Origin of the sequence: Amycolatopsis alkalitolerans (assembly GCF_006152065.1) — a bacterium.
GTDB classification, from domain to species: Bacteria; Actinomycetota; Actinomycetes; order Mycobacteriales; family Pseudonocardiaceae; genus Amycolatopsis_E; species Amycolatopsis_E alkalitolerans.
Map to the genome: position 1 here is coordinate 30678 of NZ_VDFW01000014.1, position 15435 is coordinate 46112.

The 15435-nt window shown below is 72.1% G+C and carries 16 protein-coding genes and 1 riboswitch; of the genes, 8 read left to right on the top strand and 8 right to left on the bottom strand.

From position 1 onward, the window contains the following. The first annotated feature begins 202 nt into the window (after nucleotides 1–202). Nucleotides 203–409, top strand: a complete 207-nt coding sequence (locus FG385_RS17175) for a CbtB domain-containing protein (protein WP_139097760.1) — start codon at nucleotides 203–205, stop codon at nucleotides 407–409. Nucleotide 410: 1 nt separating this feature from the next. Beyond that, entirely contained in the window at nucleotides 411–1136 is a 726-nt protein-coding gene (locus FG385_RS17180) for a CbtA family protein (RefSeq protein WP_139097761.1), read from the top strand. Here FG385_RS17180 and FG385_RS17185 read toward each other — a convergent pair. Both FG385_RS17185 and FG385_RS17190 read right to left on the bottom strand, forming a co-directional pair. Next, the gene (locus FG385_RS17185) at nucleotides 1096–2562 is read right to left on the bottom strand and encodes a cobyric acid synthase (protein ID WP_139097762.1); all 1467 of its coding nucleotides are present in this window, start codon (nucleotides 2560–2562) and stop codon (nucleotides 1096–1098) included. The genes FG385_RS17180 and FG385_RS17185 overlap by 41 nt on opposite strands. Next, nucleotides 2559–3485 carry a cobalamin biosynthesis protein gene (locus FG385_RS17190; protein WP_139097763.1) on the bottom strand — a complete coding sequence of 309 codons (927 nt, stop codon included), beginning with the start codon at nucleotides 3483–3485 and terminating at the stop codon, nucleotides 2559–2561. The genes FG385_RS17185 and FG385_RS17190 overlap by 4 nt, the downstream gene beginning before the upstream one ends. A 36-nt stretch (nucleotides 3486–3521) precedes the next feature. On the opposite strand from FG385_RS17190, the gene cobU reads away from it, so the two are divergent. Beyond that, nucleotides 3522–4142, top strand: coding sequence for a bifunctional adenosylcobinamide kinase/adenosylcobinamide-phosphate guanylyltransferase (cobU, locus tag FG385_RS17195; protein WP_139097764.1), 621 nt, complete (start codon nucleotides 3522–3524; stop codon nucleotides 4140–4142). 20 nt (nucleotides 4143–4162) lie between these two features. After that, a complete protein-coding gene (locus FG385_RS17200; protein ID WP_139097862.1) occupies nucleotides 4163–4876 on the top strand; it encodes an adenosylcobinamide-GDP ribazoletransferase in 714 nt (237 codons plus the stop codon). On the opposite strand, the gene FG385_RS17205 is transcribed toward FG385_RS17200, so the two are convergent. From FG385_RS17205 to FG385_RS17225, 5 genes are all read right to left on the bottom strand, one after another. Continuing rightward, a complete protein-coding gene (locus FG385_RS17205) occupies nucleotides 4868–5593 on the bottom strand; it encodes a FadR/GntR family transcriptional regulator (RefSeq protein ID WP_139097765.1) in 726 nt (241 codons plus the stop codon). The genes FG385_RS17200 and FG385_RS17205 overlap by 9 nt on opposite strands. A 79-nt stretch (nucleotides 5594–5672) precedes the next feature. Further along, nucleotides 5673–6692 (bottom strand): Rv2231c family pyridoxal phosphate-dependent protein CobC, encoded by a 1020-nt coding sequence (gene cobC / locus FG385_RS17210; RefSeq protein ID WP_139097766.1) that lies wholly within the window; start codon nucleotides 6690–6692, stop codon nucleotides 5673–5675. After that, nucleotides 6685–8013, bottom strand: coding sequence for a cobyrinate a,c-diamide synthase (locus tag FG385_RS17215; RefSeq protein ID WP_139097767.1), 1329 nt, complete (start codon nucleotides 8011–8013; stop codon nucleotides 6685–6687). The genes cobC and FG385_RS17215 overlap by 8 nt, the downstream gene beginning before the upstream one ends. Further along, a complete protein-coding gene (cobO, locus tag FG385_RS17220) occupies nucleotides 8007–8621 on the bottom strand; it encodes a cob(I)yrinic acid a,c-diamide adenosyltransferase (RefSeq protein ID WP_139097863.1) in 615 nt (204 codons plus the stop codon). Before cobO ends, FG385_RS17215 begins: the two co-directional genes overlap by 7 nt. Before the next feature lie 74 nt (nucleotides 8622–8695). Further along, nucleotides 8696–10615 carry a magnesium chelatase subunit D family protein gene (locus FG385_RS17225; protein WP_139097768.1) on the bottom strand — a complete coding sequence of 640 codons (1920 nt, stop codon included), beginning with the start codon at nucleotides 10613–10615 and terminating at the stop codon, nucleotides 8696–8698. Between the two features lie 82 nt (nucleotides 10616–10697). Further along, nucleotides 10698–10763: riboswitch (cobalamin riboswitch) on the bottom strand. A gap of 41 nt (nucleotides 10764–10804) precedes the next feature. Between FG385_RS17225 and cbiE the strand changes: the two genes are divergently transcribed. Genes cbiE through map form a run of 3 tightly spaced genes read left to right on the top strand, consistent with a single transcriptional unit; the run spans nucleotide 10805 to nucleotide 13566 of the window. Beyond that, nucleotides 10805–11971 (top strand): precorrin-6y C5,15-methyltransferase (decarboxylating) subunit CbiE, encoded by a 1167-nt coding sequence (gene cbiE, locus FG385_RS17230; protein WP_235022614.1) that lies wholly within the window; start codon nucleotides 10805–10807, stop codon nucleotides 11969–11971. Continuing rightward, nucleotides 11968–12732, top strand: a complete 765-nt coding sequence (cobM, locus tag FG385_RS17235) for a precorrin-4 C(11)-methyltransferase (RefSeq protein WP_139097864.1) — start codon at nucleotides 11968–11970, stop codon at nucleotides 12730–12732. Before cbiE ends, cobM begins: the two co-directional genes overlap by 4 nt. Before the next feature lie 51 nt (nucleotides 12733–12783). Beyond that, nucleotides 12784–13566 (top strand): type I methionyl aminopeptidase, encoded by a 783-nt coding sequence (map, locus tag FG385_RS17240; protein ID WP_139097769.1) that lies wholly within the window; start codon nucleotides 12784–12786, stop codon nucleotides 13564–13566. Here map and FG385_RS17245 read toward each other — a convergent pair. Continuing rightward, entirely contained in the window at nucleotides 13563–14603 is a 1041-nt protein-coding gene (locus FG385_RS17245; RefSeq protein WP_139097770.1) for a cobalt-precorrin-5B (C(1))-methyltransferase, read from the bottom strand. The two genes, map and FG385_RS17245, sit on opposite strands and share 4 nt — an antisense overlap. A gap of 20 nt (nucleotides 14604–14623) precedes the next feature. Here FG385_RS17245 and FG385_RS17250 point away from each other — a divergent pair, with 20 nt between their 5' ends. Beyond that, complete coding sequence (locus FG385_RS17250; protein ID WP_407645502.1) at nucleotides 14624–15364, top strand: cobalt-precorrin-6A reductase; 741 nt, start codon at nucleotides 14624–14626, stop codon at nucleotides 15362–15364. Nucleotides 15365–15435 lie beyond the last annotated feature (71 nt).

Consider the following 15435-nt stretch of genomic DNA (forward strand, 5'->3'; position numbering starts at 1 on the left):
ACCGCCCCGAATGTGACGATTTCCGCGCATTGACCCAGATTCGCGCGTGGTTTACTTTGAAACGGCAAGGCGATGGCGACCGGAAGCGGTGAGAATCCGCACGGACGCGCCACTGTGGACCGGCCGGTGAGACGGCCGGGAAGTCAGACCCGGACCATCGCGCACCCCGGACAGGCCGCGCAAGCCCAAAGGAGGCCCAAGCATGACCGCTCCCGCCATGCCAGCACAGATTCCCGTTCGTATCCCCGTTCGCCAGATCCTGCCGTGGGCGGTCCTCATCGGACTCCTTGGCCTCGTCGCGCTGTATTTCGTCTCCACCGAGCAGGGCGCCACGGCGCTGATCGCGAACTCCTACCTGCACGAGTTCCTGCACGACGGCCGGCACCTGCTCGCCTTCCCCTGTCACTGACATGATGAGGACACTGCTGGTCCGCGGCATGACCGCGGGCCTGGTCGCCGGTGTGCTGGCGACGGTGTTCGCGTACCTGGCCGGCGAACCGCCGGTGACCGTCGCGATCGGATTCGAGGAGTCCACGGCGCATGAGCACGGGCCCGAACTCGTCAGCCGGTCGATCCAGAGCACGCTCGGGTTGTTCACCGGCGTCGCGGTCTACGGGATCGCGATCGGCGGCCTGCTCGCGCTGACCTTTGCGTTCGCCTACGGGCGGGTCGGCACGCTCCGGCCGAGGAGCACCGCACTGCTGACCACCGCGGCCGCGTTCACCGTCGTCGTGCTGGTGCCGTTCCTGAAGTACCCGGCGAACCCGCCCGCGGTCGGGCGGGAGGGCACGATCCAGGATCGCACCGGGCTGTACTTCGCGTTCGTCGCACTGTCCATTGTGGCCGGCATCGCGGCCACGGTGCTCGGCAGACGGCTCGCGGACCGGAAAGGCGCCTGGGTGGGCGGGATCTCGGCCTGCCTCGGGTACCTCGTGGTCGTCGCGGTGTGCGCGTGGCTGCTGCCCATCGTGGACGAGGTGCCGGGCGACTTCCCCGCGGACACGCTGTGGACCTTCCGCGTCTCGTCGCTCGGTACGCACCTGACACTGTGGACGGTCTTCGGGCTCGTCTTCGCGACGCTCGCGGACCGCGCGTTCACAAGATCCGCGGCCCCGCGGGCGGTCCCGACCGGATGAGCCGCAGGAGCAACTCGGTGTCGAGGTGCTCCGCGACGGCGTCGGCCAGCCGGTCGAGCATCGACTCGCGCAAGGCCGCGAAACCCGGCGCGCCCGGGCTCGGGGACCACGTCACCCCGGCCTGGGCCGCCGCTTCGGTCAGCCATGCCCGGCGGAACCCGTCGTTGTCGAGGGTGCCGTGCCAGGTCGTGCCCCACACCGAGCCGGCGCGCCAGCCGTCCAGGAACGGTTCCGCCTCGCCGTCGGCGAGCGCGCTGCCGTGATGGATCTCGTACGCCTGCACCTGATGCCCCCGCCAGGTACCGGCCGGGCGGCCGAGCACCTTCTCCGTGGAGAACGAAACCTTCGTCGGTAACAGCCCGAGCCCGGCCACCGTACCGGCCCCGGACTCGACCTCGTCATGGATTTCCCGCGCCAGCATCTGGTATCCGCCGCAGATACCGAGTACCGGACGCCCTGCCGCGGCCCGGTCGGAAAGCGCTTCCGCGAGGCCACGGCTCCGCAGCCAGGCCAGATCGTCCACAGTAGACCGGCTGCCCGGAAGCACCACGATGTCGCTCGCCCGCACGGCATCCGGGTCGGCGGTCAACCGCACGCTGACCCCGGGTTCGGCGGCGAGCGCGTCCACATCGGTCGCGTTGGACGCGCGCGGGAACCGGACCACGGCGACGTTCAGCGTGCCGCCCTGCTCTTCGCGCGCCCACCCCGCGGCGGCGAGCGCGTCCTCCGAGTCGATCCACACACCGTCGAGCCACGGCAGCACACCGAGCACGGGGCGACCGGTCAGTTCCGCGATGCGGTCCAGTCCGGGGCGCAGCAAGCCGACATCGCCACGAAACTTGTTGACAATCCACCCGGCCAGCAACTCCTGGTCCTCGTGCGACAGCAACGCCTGCGTGCCATACATCGCGGCCAGCACCCCGCCACGGTCGATGTCGCCGACGACGAGCACCGGCAGCCCGAACCGCCGCGCCAGCCCCATGTTCACGTAGTCGCCCGCGCGCAGGTTGATCTCCGCTGGACTGCCCGCCCCCTCGCAGACGACCACGTCGAACCGGGTCCGCAACTCGGCGAGCGTGTCGAAGGCGATCCGCGCCAGCCCTTGCCTGCCGGTCGCGTACTCGCCCGCTTCGAGGGTGCCGAACGGTTTCCCGAGCGCGATCACGTGACTGCGGTGGTCACTACCGGGCTTCAGCAGCACCGGATTCATCGCGGCCTCGGGCTCCACCCCGGCGGCGCGCGCCTGAAGCCATTGCGCCCGCCCGATTTCCGATCCGTCGGCGCACACCATCGAGTTGTTGGACATGTTCTGCGCCTTGAACGGCGCGACCCGAAGGCCGCGGCGCGCGAGCCACCGGCACACACCCGCCGTGACGAGGCTCTTGCCCGCGTCCGAGGTCGTCCCGGCGATCAGCAGCCCGCTCATCGCGCCACCGCCGCGGCGAGCGCGGCCAGTCCCACGGCGCGGGACAACCGCACCGAGCGCCGCAGGTCCGCCGGACCGGGCGCGGGCCCGTCGCCGAGCGTGCCGCGATCCTCGGTCCGGCCGGCGTAGCTGTTCACCCCGCCGAGCCGGACGCCGAGTGCGCCCGCGAAGGCGGCCTCGACCTGACCGGCGTTGGGGCTCGGGTGGCGCGGAGCGTCGCGCCGCCACGCACGCCAGGCACGCCGCGGGTCGCCCTGGACGAGCGGCGCGCACAGGACGGTCGCCAGCGCACCGATCCGGGAGGGCACCAGGTTCGCCAGGTCGTCGGCACGCGCCGAAGCCCAGCCGAACCGTTCGTGGCGCGGCGAACGGTGACCGACCATCGCGTCCAAAGTGTTCAGCGCGCGGTAGCCCAGCAGCCCCGGCAACCCGGCCACCGCGCCCCACAGCAGCGGCGCCACCACGGCGTCCGAGGTGTTCTCGGCGATGGATTCGGTGGCGGCACGCGCGAGTTCCGTCGCGTCCAGGCCGGTCGCGTCCCGGCCGCACAGATGGGACAGCCGCCCGCGCGCGGCGGGCAGGTCGCCGGAATCAAGCAGCCCCGCCATCGCCAACCCCTCGCGTGCGAGCCCGCGCCCGCCGAGGACCGTCCACGTGGCAAGTGCCGTCGTCACGAACCGGGCCACCGGCCGCCGCCGGGTCGCGACTTGGGCGGCCAGGCCGAGCCCCGTCGCCACGCCCGCGCAAGCGCCCGCGTACGCGAGCCCGCGCGACCGCGAATCCGCCCAAGCCCGGCGTTCCAGTGCTGCGGCGGCGCGGCCGAACAGCGCCACCGGATGCCCGCGCCGAGGGTCGCCCAGCGCCGTGTCCAGGGCATATCCCGCGACGAGACCGAACCTGGTCAACGATCTTGCATCCACCACGCACGCGACGGTATCTCGTGCACGAGAATGCCGGGTATGACCAAGCTGACCCAGCGGCTCGCCGCCGCACTGGAGGTCACCGCCCGGCAACTGCGCCGGTTGTCCGGCCCCGAGGGCAAGGTGCTCGTGCTCGGCGGGGTGCGCTCAGGCAAATCCCGGCACGCCGAGCACCTGATGGCGTCGCACCCCGAGGTGGTCTACGTCGCGCCCGGCTACCCGGCCGCCGACGACGACCCCGAATGGGCGGCCCGGATCGCCCAGCACCAGGCGCGGCGCCCGGCGAACTGGCGCACGGAGGAGACCACGGACCTCGCGACGACCCTGCGCAAGGCTTCCCGACCGCTGCTCATCGACTGCCTCGGCACCTGGGTCAGCCGGGTGCTGGGCGAGGTCGGCGCGTGGGACCAGACCGCGGGCTGGGAACAGCGCCTCGATGAGCGGCTCGAGGACTTCCTAGCCGCCTGGGTGAGCGCGCATGTACCGATCGTGGCGGTCAGCAACGAGGTCGGCATGGGTGTCGTGCCCGCGACGTTTTCCGGCCGGGTCTTTCGTGACGTGCTGGGCGCGCTGAACAGCCGTGTCGCCGCCGAAGCGGACAGCGTCCAGCTTGTCGTGGCCGGACATGTCGTGCGGTTGACCGAAGACGCTCGCCGGTGATCTTGGTCGACGCGCTGCGGATGGCGACCGGGACGCTCACCGCGTTGCCGGTGCCGCCGCCACGAAGGATCGACCGCCGGGTGGCACGCGGCGCGATGCTGCTCGCCCCGGTCGCCGCCGTGCCGCTCGCGGCGCTCGCCGGCTTGGTCATGTATGGCGGCGAGACGCTCGGCCTGCCTTCGCTCGCGGTCGCCGCGGTGGCCGTGGGCGCGGTCGCGCTCGGCAGCCGGGGTCTGCATCTGGACGGGCTCGCCGACACCGCGGACGGGCTCGGCGCCTCGTACGACCGCGAGCGCGCGCTGGAGATCATGCGCCGTGGCGATTCCGGGCCGACCGGGGTCGCCGCGCTCGTGCTCGTGCTGATCGTCCAATGTGGAGCTCTTGCGGCGGGTGGGGTCACCACGGCGGTCGTCGGCGTGCTCGCCGGCCGGTGCGTGCTGTCGTTGTGCTGCGTGCGCGGGGTGCCCTCGGCGCGACCGGAAGGGCTCGGCGCGACCGTCGCGGGCTCGGTACCGGTTTCGCTGGCAGCGCTGGTCTTCCTGCTCGCGTGTGCGGCCGCCGGGTTCGCGCCCGGCCTGCCGTGGTGGCGTGGTCCGGCCGCGGTCGCCGCCGGTTACGCCGTCGCGGGCCTCCTGCTGTGGCGCTGCGTCCGCAGGCTCGGCGGGATCACCGGCGACGTGCTGGGCGCGTGCGTGGAAGCCGCGACCGCCGCGACGCTGCTCGCCCTAGTCTGACGCCTTGCCGACCGCGTGCCGCAGCGCGTGCTCGGTGATCCGGAAGTGCTCACCGGCGATCCGCGCGGCCGTGTCCGGGTCGCTGCCGGTGACGGCGTTGACGAGCGCGCGGTGTTGCGGCAGCGCCATCTCCCGCAGCGCCGGCGTGAACGGCTCGTGGGTGATGCCCAGGCTGACCTGCGCCAGCAACTGCCGGCTCAGGTCCGCGAGCAGCGGATTGTGCGCGGCGACGGCGATGTTCCGGTGCAGTTCGACGTCCGCCGATCGCGCGGCGACACCGTCGCGGGCCTCCTCATACCGTTGCAGCGCCCCGATGATCGCCGCGTCGTCCTCGAGCGTGTGGCGTTCGGCGGCCGTGCGCGCGATGAGCGACTCGATCAGCCGCCGCAGGTCGAACAACTGCTCGAGCTGAGCCCAGTCCGCGCCGAGCAGGTTGCGTACCGCCGTGGCCGTGCGCTCGCCCCAGTCCTGCCGGACGAACGAACCGCCGGTGCGGCCGCGGCGGATCTCGACGTAGCCCGCTTCGCGCAGGTCGGCGAGCGCGGCGCGGACGGTCACCCGGCTGACCGCGAGCATGTCCGCCAGGTCACGTTCGGCCGGGAGCCGTTCCCCGGCCGAGTAGTCCCCGACGGCGATCGCGGCAATCAGCCGGTCGGCGACGGCCTTGGCCGCGGACACCGGCTGCACGGGCGTCGACAACTCGCGCTCTTCGGTCACCGGCTCATCGTAAGTTCCTGATTAAAGGTATCTCAAATGTACCTTTTCGCGTCGGACGAGTTCTTCGTCATGGTGGACCTCATGCTGGAAGGAGGCGCGCGAGCGCGCGAAGAAAGCCCGTCGTCGTAGCCTCGTCGCGCACGGTGACGCGGAGGTGGTCGCCGTCCAGTCCGGGGAAGGTGTCGCCCCGGCGAACGGCATAACCCGCCGCCCGCAACCTGTCCCGGATCGCTTGCGCGCCGGGGATCCTGACGAGCACGAACGGCGCACGCGGAGTGCTCGGCAGCTCGACGCCGAGCGCTTCGAGCCCCGCGACGAGACGTTCGCGGTCGCGTTCCGCCTGCACGGCGAGCTTGTCGGCCTCGTCGAGCGCGGCCGGGCGGCAGCAGGCGACGACGGCCCGTGCGGCCAATGTGGACACCGACCATGGCGGCTGTACTTCCTTGAGCCGCGCCACGATCTCCGGTTCCGCCAGCAGGTAGCCCGCGCGCAGACCCGCGATCCCCCAGGTCTTGGTCAGGCTGCGGAGTACCACGAGACCGGGAAGCGCTTTCTCGGCAAGGGATTCCGGTTCACCGGGCACCGCGTCGAGGAACGCTTCGTCGACGACCAGGATCCGGCCGGGCCTGCACAATTTCTCGAGTGTGGCCGCGCGATGCAGCACGGAGGTCGGGTTCGTCGGGTTGCCGACGAACCCGAGTTCGGCGTCGCCGGGCACCAGATCCGGATCGAGTAGGTAGCCGGGCGGCAGGAGCACCCGCCGCGGTTCGTTTCCGGCCGCGCGCAGGGCGGCTTCGGGTTCCGTGAACTGGGGATGCACCACGACCGCGTTGCGGTCACGGAAAGCCGTTGCCAGCAGGGTGAACGCTTCCGCCGCGCCCGCGGTCACCAGCACTTCCCCGGCGTCGCGCCGGTGACGGGCGGCGACGGCTTCGGTGGCCGCTGTCGTGTCCGGATAGGCGGCGAGAGCGGAGAGCGCGCCGGCGAGTTCGCGGCGCAGCCAGTCGGGTGGTTCGGGCAGCCGGACGTTGACCGCGAGGTCGATCAGGCCCTCGCCCACCTCGCGATCGCCGTGATGGTGCAGGTCGTAGTCAGCCATACGCGTGCACCGCGTCCGCGAACCTTCGTGCCAGCCCGGGATGTCCGGCCCAGTGGACGTGCAGGTAGGACGCGTGCAGCGTCGGCGTGGCGAACCCCTCGCCCCCGCCGTCCCACTCCCAGGCGGGCGCCTTCCCGTGCCGCGGCAGGACTTCCGTGCGATGGAACTCGTGCCCGGTGACCGCCGTCCCGGCCTCGGCGAGCAGCTGCGTCGCGGGCGCGACGGCGTTGCGGTAGCCGAGCGCGCCGCGTTTCCTCATGCGCGCCACGGCGTCCAGCGCACCCACCATCGGCTGACCGTCCAGTTCCCGGCACAGGTACAGCAGCCCGGCGCACTCGGCGACCACGGGCATTCCCTTGTGGACGGCGGTGGCGATCTCCTCGCGCAGCGGGAGGTTCGCCGACAGCTCGTCGACATGCACCTCCGGGAACCCTCCCCCGAAGTACAACCCGGCGCATCCCTCGGGAAGTTCCTTGTCCCGCAAAGGATCCACGTCCACCACCTGGACCCCGTGCGCGGCCAGGAGTTCCGCAGTCTCGGTGTAGCGGAAGGTGAACGCCGGCCCGGCCGCCGCGGCGATGATCTTGCGCGGGCCGTCCCACGAAACCGGCGGCTCCCAAGGCTTTCCGCTCAATCGCGAAGCGCCCCGCACGACCCGGACGACCGCGTCGACGTCCACGCCTTCGGCGATCCAGGCCGCGAGCTTCGGCAGCAGCCGCTGGGATTCGGCGGCCCGCTCGGCGGCGGGAACCAGTCCGAGATGGCGGCTCGGTGCGTGGATGTCGTCATTGCGCCGCAACGCACCCAGCACCGGGATCCCGGTCGGCGCGAGCGCGGCGCGGATCTCGTCCTCATGCCGCGGTGAGCCCAGCTTGTTGAGGATGACCCCCGCCAGTTCGACCCGCGGATCGTAGTTCGCGAAGCCCAGAACGGTCGCGGCCACACTGCGGCTCGCCGCGCCGGCGTCGACCACGAGCACCACGGGCGCGTCGAGCAGCCGCGCGACGTGCGCCGTCGAAGCGAAGCCCTCGGTGCCGAGTGCTCCGTCGAACAGGCCCATCACACCCTCGATCACGGCGAGCTCACCGGCACCGTGCAGCAGCAGCGGGACGAGCAGATCTTCGCCCTGCAGGAAGGGATCCAGGTTGCGCGGCGGGCGCCCGGTGGCGAGCGCGTGATAGCTCGGGTCGATGAAGTCGGGGCCGACCTTGTGCCCGGAAACGTCCAGCCCCCGGGCGCGGAGCGCGGCCATCAGCCCGGTCGCGATCGTCGTCTTGCCGTGTCCCGAACCCGGTGCCGCGATGACGACCCGGGCTACCACTCGATCCCCCGCTGGCCTTTCTGCCCCTCGTCCATGGGGTGCTTGACCTTCGTCATCTCGACGACGAGATCGGCGGCCTCGATCAGCCCGGGCGGCGCGTCGCGGCCGGTGATGACGACGTGCTGGCGCCCTGGGCGGTCACGGATCGCTTGGACGACGTCGGAAACCTCGATCCAGCCCCATTTCAGCGGGTAGGTGAACTCGTCGAGGACGTAGAACTCGTGCCGTTCAGCGGCGAGCCGGCGCTTGACCTCCGCCCAGCCCTCCCGCGCGTTCGCGGCGTGGTCCTCTTCGGTCCCGGCCTTGCGCGACCAGCTCCAGCCCTCGCCCATCTTGTGCCATTCGACGGGGCCACCCTCACCGGTCCGCTCGTGCACCTCGCCCAGCGCGCGGAAAGCGCTTTCCTCGCCGACCCGCCATTTCGCGGACTTGACGAACTGGAACACGCCGACCGCCCAGCCCTGGTTCCACGCGCGCAGCGCCATCCCGAACGCCGCGGTGGACTTGCCCTTCATCGCTCCCGTGTGGACGGCGAAGATCGGCCGGTTGCGGCGCTGGCGCGTGGTGAGCCCGTCATCGGGGACGGTCTCCGGTTTGCCCTGCGGCATCAGGCCGCCCTCCGGTGCCTTGCGGGACACCCACACCCGGTCGGTCGGACTGAACGGGGCTTCGCCATTGTCATTCAGGCCGCCCTCCGAAGCCGGCTCTTCACGGCGCTGGTCAGCGAATCCGCCGCGACCTCACCCAGCGGCACGTGCTCGCCGCCGAGGCGTTGGGCCAGTTCCGCGGCGAGCCCGAGCCGCATGCGGCCGGTCTCGCAGTCCATCACCACCGACGTCACGTCCTGCAGCAACTCGGCTGCCTGCTGGGACCGGCGCACCGCGTCCGGTCCGCTCGTCGCGCGCCCGTCGGTCACCACGACGAGCAACGGGCGGCGGCGCGGATCCCGCAGCTCCTCGACCCGCAGAACCCTTGCCGCTTCGAGAAGCCCTTCGGCGAGCGGGGTACGACCGCCGGTCGGCAGGGCTTGCAGCCGGGCCGCGGCCGCCTCGACGCTGATCGTCGGCGGCAGCGACAGCAGCGCCTCGGCGGCCCGGAACGTGACCATCCCGACCTTGTCCCGGCGCTGGTAGGCGTCCATCAGCAGCGACAGCACCGCGGCCTTGACCTCACGCATCCGCGCCTTCGCCCCCATCGAACCGGAGGCGTCCACGCAGAACAGGACCAGGTTGCCCTCGTTGCCCTCTCGCCGCGCGTAGCGCAGATCTCCCTTGCGCAGCACCAAACCGGGCCCGGACCGGCCGCGTGCGCGTTGCCGCGGCGCGGCAGCCCGCAGCGTCGCGGTCAGGTGCGGCTTGCCCTTCTGCGGCTGTACGCCGACGGTCCGGCCCGAATCGGTCACCGCCCGCGAGCGGCGGCCACGCTCACCCTCGCCCACACCGGCGACGCGGAACACTCGCGCACGGAAAGGGTTTCCCGCACCGGTCCGCTCCTCACCGTTCCCGGCGCCGGGCTGCTGCTCGCGATCGGTCTGTGCCGAGTCCTCTTCGGACGGTTCCGCGCTGCCCGAACCCGGGCCGTCGTCGTCCGGCTCCGGCGGCTCGGCGTCGCGCAAAGCCTGGTCGAGCTGCTCCTCGTCGATACCGGGCGCGTCGAACGGGTTGCGGCGACGGCGATGCGGCAGCGCCAGCCGTGCGGCGACGCGAATGTCCTCCGCGGACACCTCGGTGCGCCCGGCCCACGCGGCATGCGCGAGCGCGGCACGAGCGGTCACGATATCCGCGCGCATCCCGTCCACTTCGAACGAAGCGCACACCTCGGCGATCTGCCGCAGCGCTTCGCCGGTCAGCACCACCGACGGCAGAAGCTGTTGCGCCGTCTCGATTTCCGCGGCCAGCGAGGCGTCCTCGGACTCGTACTTGGCCGCGAACGTCTCGGGATCGGCCTCGTACGCCAGCCGGCGGCGGATGACCTCCGCGCGCTCCTCCGGGTCACGACTCGAGGCGACCTCGACGGTGAGCCCGAACCGGTCGAGCAGCTGCGGCCGAAGCTCGCCTTCCTCCGGGTTCATCGTGCCGATCAGCACGAACCGCGCCGCGTGCGAGACCGAGACGCCCTCGCGCTCGACGGTCGCGCGGCCCATCGCGGCGGCATCGAGCAGGGTGTCGACGAGGTGGTCGTGCAGCAGGTTCACCTCGTCCACGTACAGCAGCCCGCGATGCGCCCCGGCGAGCAGGCCGGGCTGGTAGTCGGTGACGCCCTCGGTGAGGGCGCGCTCGAGGTTCAGCGAGCCCACGACCCGGTCCTCGGCCGCGCCGACCGGCAGTTCGACCAGGCGCGCGGGCCTGCGCACGCCCGGCCCGGTGTGCGGGCCGTCCGGGCAGGCCGGATCGGGCGCGACGGGGTCGCACGAGAACCGGCAGCCTTCGACGACCGAGACCTCGGGCAGCAGCCCGGCGAGCGCGCGGACCATCGTGGACTTCGCGGTGCCTTTCTCACCCCGGACCAGCACCCCGCCGATCGCGGGTGAGATCGCGGAAAGCACGAGCGCCAGGCGCAGCTCCCGCATGCCGACGACGGCAGTGAACGGATACGGCCTCAAGGAGACTCCTCATCCCACGTGCGGGTGTCCTCGCCCGCTCCTACAGGGGCACCGTGCCGCGAGGCACGCAACGGGCGCCGAAGCTCTGGCTGCCGGTCGAGCACGACCGGTCACAGTGGCGGGACCGCCCCGGATTCGCACCGGGTTCCACGACGACCGTCCCCGGCATCATCGCATACGTTGGCCAACGTGACGATCGTTGTCGTGGGCATCGGAGCGGACGGCTGGGGCGGGCTGCCCGAGCCGGCCAGAGCCGAGCTGGCCGGGTGCGACGTGCTGTTCGGCAGTGCCCGGCAACTGGCCCTCGTACCGCTGGACAAGCCGAAGACGCCCTGGCCGAGCCCGCTGCTCCCGGCGCTCGGCGAGCTGCTGTCCGGGCACTCCGGCCGCCGGTTCGGGGTGCTCGCGAGCGGTGACCCCCTCGTGTCGGGCATCGGGACCACCCTGGTCAAGCGGTTCGGCGACGTACGAATCGTGCCCGCGGTGTCCTCGCTCGCGCTCGCGCGGGCGAGGCTCGGCTGGCCGGCCGAGGAAACCGACGTGGTGAGCGTCGTCGGGCGGAACGTGCATCGCGTCGCCCGGGTGCTCACGCCGGGCGCGCGGCTGCTCGTGCTCAGCGCCGACGCGTCCACCCCGGCGGAGATCGCGAAACTGCTGACGGCACAAGGCTTCGGCGACAGCGCACTGACCGTCTTCGAGCAACTGGGCGCACCCGACGAGCGCCGGTTCGAAGGTCTCGCGCGGACGTGGTCGGCCGAGGTCGATCCGCTGAACCTGGTGGCGATCGGCTGCGCGGGCGGCCCCGGGCTGCCACTGACCGGGCTGCCGGACGACGCGTTCGAGCACGACGGGCAGCTGACCAAACGGGACCTGCGCGCACTCGCTCTCGCCCGGCTCGCGCCCATGCCGGGGCGGCTGCTGTGGGATGTCGGCGCGGGCGCGGGCAGCGTCGCGATCGAATGGTCACGGGCGAATCCGGCGAACCGTGCGATCGCGGTGGAACGCGACGCGTCGCGGGCCGCGCGGATCGCCCGGAACGCGGAACGCCTTGGCGTGCCTGATCTTCGCGTCGTCACGGGCTCCGCCCCGGACGCGCTTGCCGGGCTGCCCGCACCCGACGCGGTCTTCGCCGGCGGCGGTCTGGCCGCGCTGGACGGCTGCCGCGAAGCGCTGCGGCCCGGCGGCCGGCTCGTCGCCCACGCCGTGACCCTCGAATCCGAACAGGTCCTCGCGCAGGCCTACCGCGACCACGGCGGCGAGCTCATGCGCGTGGCCGTCGAGCACGCCGCCCCGCTCGGCGGGTTCACCGGCTGGACCCCGGCCCGGACCGTGACGCAATGGAGCTTCCTGAAATGACCGTGTTCTTCATCGGCGCCGGTCCCGGCGCGGCCGACCTCATCACCGTGCGCGGGCGCGATCTGCTCGCCCGCTGCCCGGTCTGCCTCTACCCCGGCAGCCTCACCCCGCCCGACCTGCTGACCCACTGCCCGCCGGGCGCGCGGTGCGTCGACACGGCCGGGCTGTCGCTGGAGGAGATCGCCGGTGAGCTCGTCGCCGCCGACCGGGCCGGGCACGACGTGGCGCGCCTGTGCTCGGGCGATCCGTCGATCTACAGCGCCGTGGCCGAGCAGACGCGGCGCCTCGACGCGGCCGGGGTGGCCTACCAGGTGGTGCCGGGCGTACCCGCGTTCGCCGCCGCGGCCGCGGAACTCGGGCGGGAGCTGACCGTGCCGACCGTCGGGCAGAGCCTCGTCATCACGCGCGTGCGTGCCCGGTCGACGGCCATGCCGCCCGGCGAGGAGCTGGCCGCGTTCGCCGCGACCGGGACGACTCTCGCGCTGCACCTGGCGATCAACCGCGTCGAGCAGGTCGTCGGCGAACTGCTGCCGCACTACGGCGCCGGCTGCCCGGTCGCCGTCGTGCACCTCGCGAGCCAGCCCGGCCAGCGGATCCTGCGCGGGACGCTCGGCGAAATCGCGCGGCAGGTGCGCGAAGCCGGGATCTCCCGGGCGGCGATCATCTTCGTCGGCCGGGTATTGGCGGCCGGAAACTTTCCGGACAGTTATCTCTACTCCGCGGCGCGCGACCGGTCGGCGAAGATCCGGGACAATGATTGAGTGCTAGGGTGGCGGTATAGTAATACCGCAATCCTGGGACGCGAGGTATCCGTGATCGAACTGAAGACGCCCGCGGAGATCGAGCGCATGCAGGTGGCCGGGCGGTTCGTCGCCGAGGTGCTCTCCGAGGTCGGCCGGCTCGCCGACGTGGGCGTCAACCTCCTGGACCTGGAGCGCCACGTGCGCGGCATGATCAAGCGGCGCGGCGCCGAGTCGTGCTACTGGGACTACGCCCCGTCCTTCGGCAAGGGCCCCTTCCGCAACGTCATCTGCCTGTCGGTCAACGACGCCGTCCTGCACGGCCTGCCCCATGAATACACGCTGCGCGACGGCGACGTGCTCAGCGCGGACCTCGCGGTCAGCATCGACGGCTGGGCGGCCGACTCGGCGCGCACGGTCGTCGTCGGCACTCCCGCCGAGGAGGACCTGCGGATCATCCGCGCCACCGAAGAAGCGCTGGAGGCGGGGATCGAGGCCGCGCGCCCTGGCAACCGCCTCGGCGACATCTCGGCGGCGATCTGGGCGGTGGCCCGCGACTACGGCTATCCGGTCAACACCGAGTTCGGCGGGCACGGCATCGGCCGCACGATGCACGAGGACCTCCACGTTTCCAACAGAGGCCAGGCGGGCCGCGGCCTGAAGCTCCGGCCGGGGCTGACCCTCGCGCTCGAACCCTGGTTCGCCCGCACGACCGACCGGATCGTCTACGACCCCGACGGCTGGACCATCCGGTCGGCCGACGGCTCACGCACGGCCCACTCCGAGCACACGGTAGCCATCACCGAAAACGGCCCATTGGTACTCACCCGGCGTTCATCCACAACGGAAACCTAAGCCCGTCCGACGATCGTGCCCGCACGGTCGATCACCACGACGTCCACGCGGACGGGCGCCGAGCCGATCACCTCGGTCGCGGTCGCGAGGGCACGCGCGGCCACCAGGTCGCCCAGTGGAATGCCCGCCGCCTGCGCCAGTTGCAACGCGTGCAGGGCCGTGTTCGCCGAAAGGATCTCCTCGCCGATCGCGGGGGCGAGCGAGGCCAGCAGCCGCAGATCCACTTGCGAGCGCTTCGAATGCAGGTCCAGATGCCCGGCCGCGAGCTTCGAGAACTTCGCGAACCCGCCCGCCAGCGTCAGCCGCGGCACCGGATGCCGGCGCAGGTATTTCAGCACCGCGCCCGCGAAGTCCCCCATGTCCAGCAGGGCACCCTCCGGCAGCCCGTACAGTTCGGCGACCACGCGCTCCGAAGTGCTCCCCGTCGCGCCCGCGACATGCGGGTAACCCATGGCCCTGGCCACGTCCACCCCGCGCCGGATGCTCTCGATCCAGGCCGAACACGAGTACGGCACCACGACACCGGTCGTGCCGAGGATCGACAGGCCGCCGACGATCCCGAGCCGCGGGTTCCAGGTCTGCCGCGCGATCTCCTCGCCGTCGGGGATCGAGATCTCCACCACCACATCGCCGGTCCCGCCGTGCGCGGCCGCCACCGTCGCGACCGCTTCCGTCATCAACCGCCGCGGCACCGGGTTGATCGCGGGCTCGCCCACCGCCAGCGGCAACCCCGGCCGCGTCACCGTGCCGACACCCTCGCCGGCGCGGAACGTCACGCCGCTGCCCGGCTCGCCGCGCGACACCGTGGACAGGATCAGCGCCCCATGCGTGACGTCCGGATCGTCGCCCGCGTCCTTGATCACCCCCGCCGTCGCCGAACCCGCCGCGAGCCGCTCGGTCGCGAGCGCGAACGCCGGCCGCCGGTCCTTCGGCAACCGCACCTCGACCGGGTCCGGGAACTCTCCGGTGAGCAGCGCCGTGTACGCGGCCGTCGTCGCCGCGGTCGCACATGCCCCGGTCGTCCACCCGTACCGCATCAACGGGGAGTATGACGGGCATGCGGACCGTTCTCGTGCTCGGCGGTACCGGGGAGGCCCGGGCGCTCGCCGCCGCGCTCACCGAACGCGGCGTCCGCGTCATCTCCTCGCTCGCCGGACGCGTCGCGAACCCACGGCTTCCGGTCGGCGAAGTGCGTATCGGCGGCTTCGGCGGCGCTGACGGACTTGCCCGCTATGTCACCGAAAACGATGTTGTCGCCGTTGTCGACGCGACCCATCCCTTTGCGCAACGGATCGGTGTTTCCGCCGTGAACGGCGCTTCCGCCGCCGGGGTTCCGCTGCTCCGCTTGGAGCGGCCCGGCTGGCAGGCCGGTCCCGGCGACGACTGGCATTGGGTCGCCACGCTCGAAGAAGCGGCGACGAAGATCACACACCTGGGCGAACGCATCTTCCTGACCAGCGGGCGCCAGGGCCTGGCCGCGTTCGCCGGTTGCACCGGGCAATGGTTTCTCGCCCGCTGTGTCGACCCGCCGGCGCCCCCGTTGCCGCCGAAGATCGAGATCCTGCTAGACCGCGGGCCCTACGACGTGCCCGGCGAGACAGCGATCCTGCGCGAGCACCGGATCGACGTGCTCGTCACGAAGGACAGCGGGGGCACGATGACCACCGCGAAGCTGGTCGCGGCCCGCCAGGCCGGCATCCCCGTGATCATCGTGCGGCGCCCTGCCCGTCCCGCCGCCGAGACGGTCCGGGAGGTGGCCGCCGCGGTGGCCTGGGTGTCCGCGTTCCCGCAGGTCTGATGCCCTGCCGGGGGGCTCAGCACCGCTCGGATGATCCGGCGAACCGGACGCCATGCATAATTCTTGCCCGA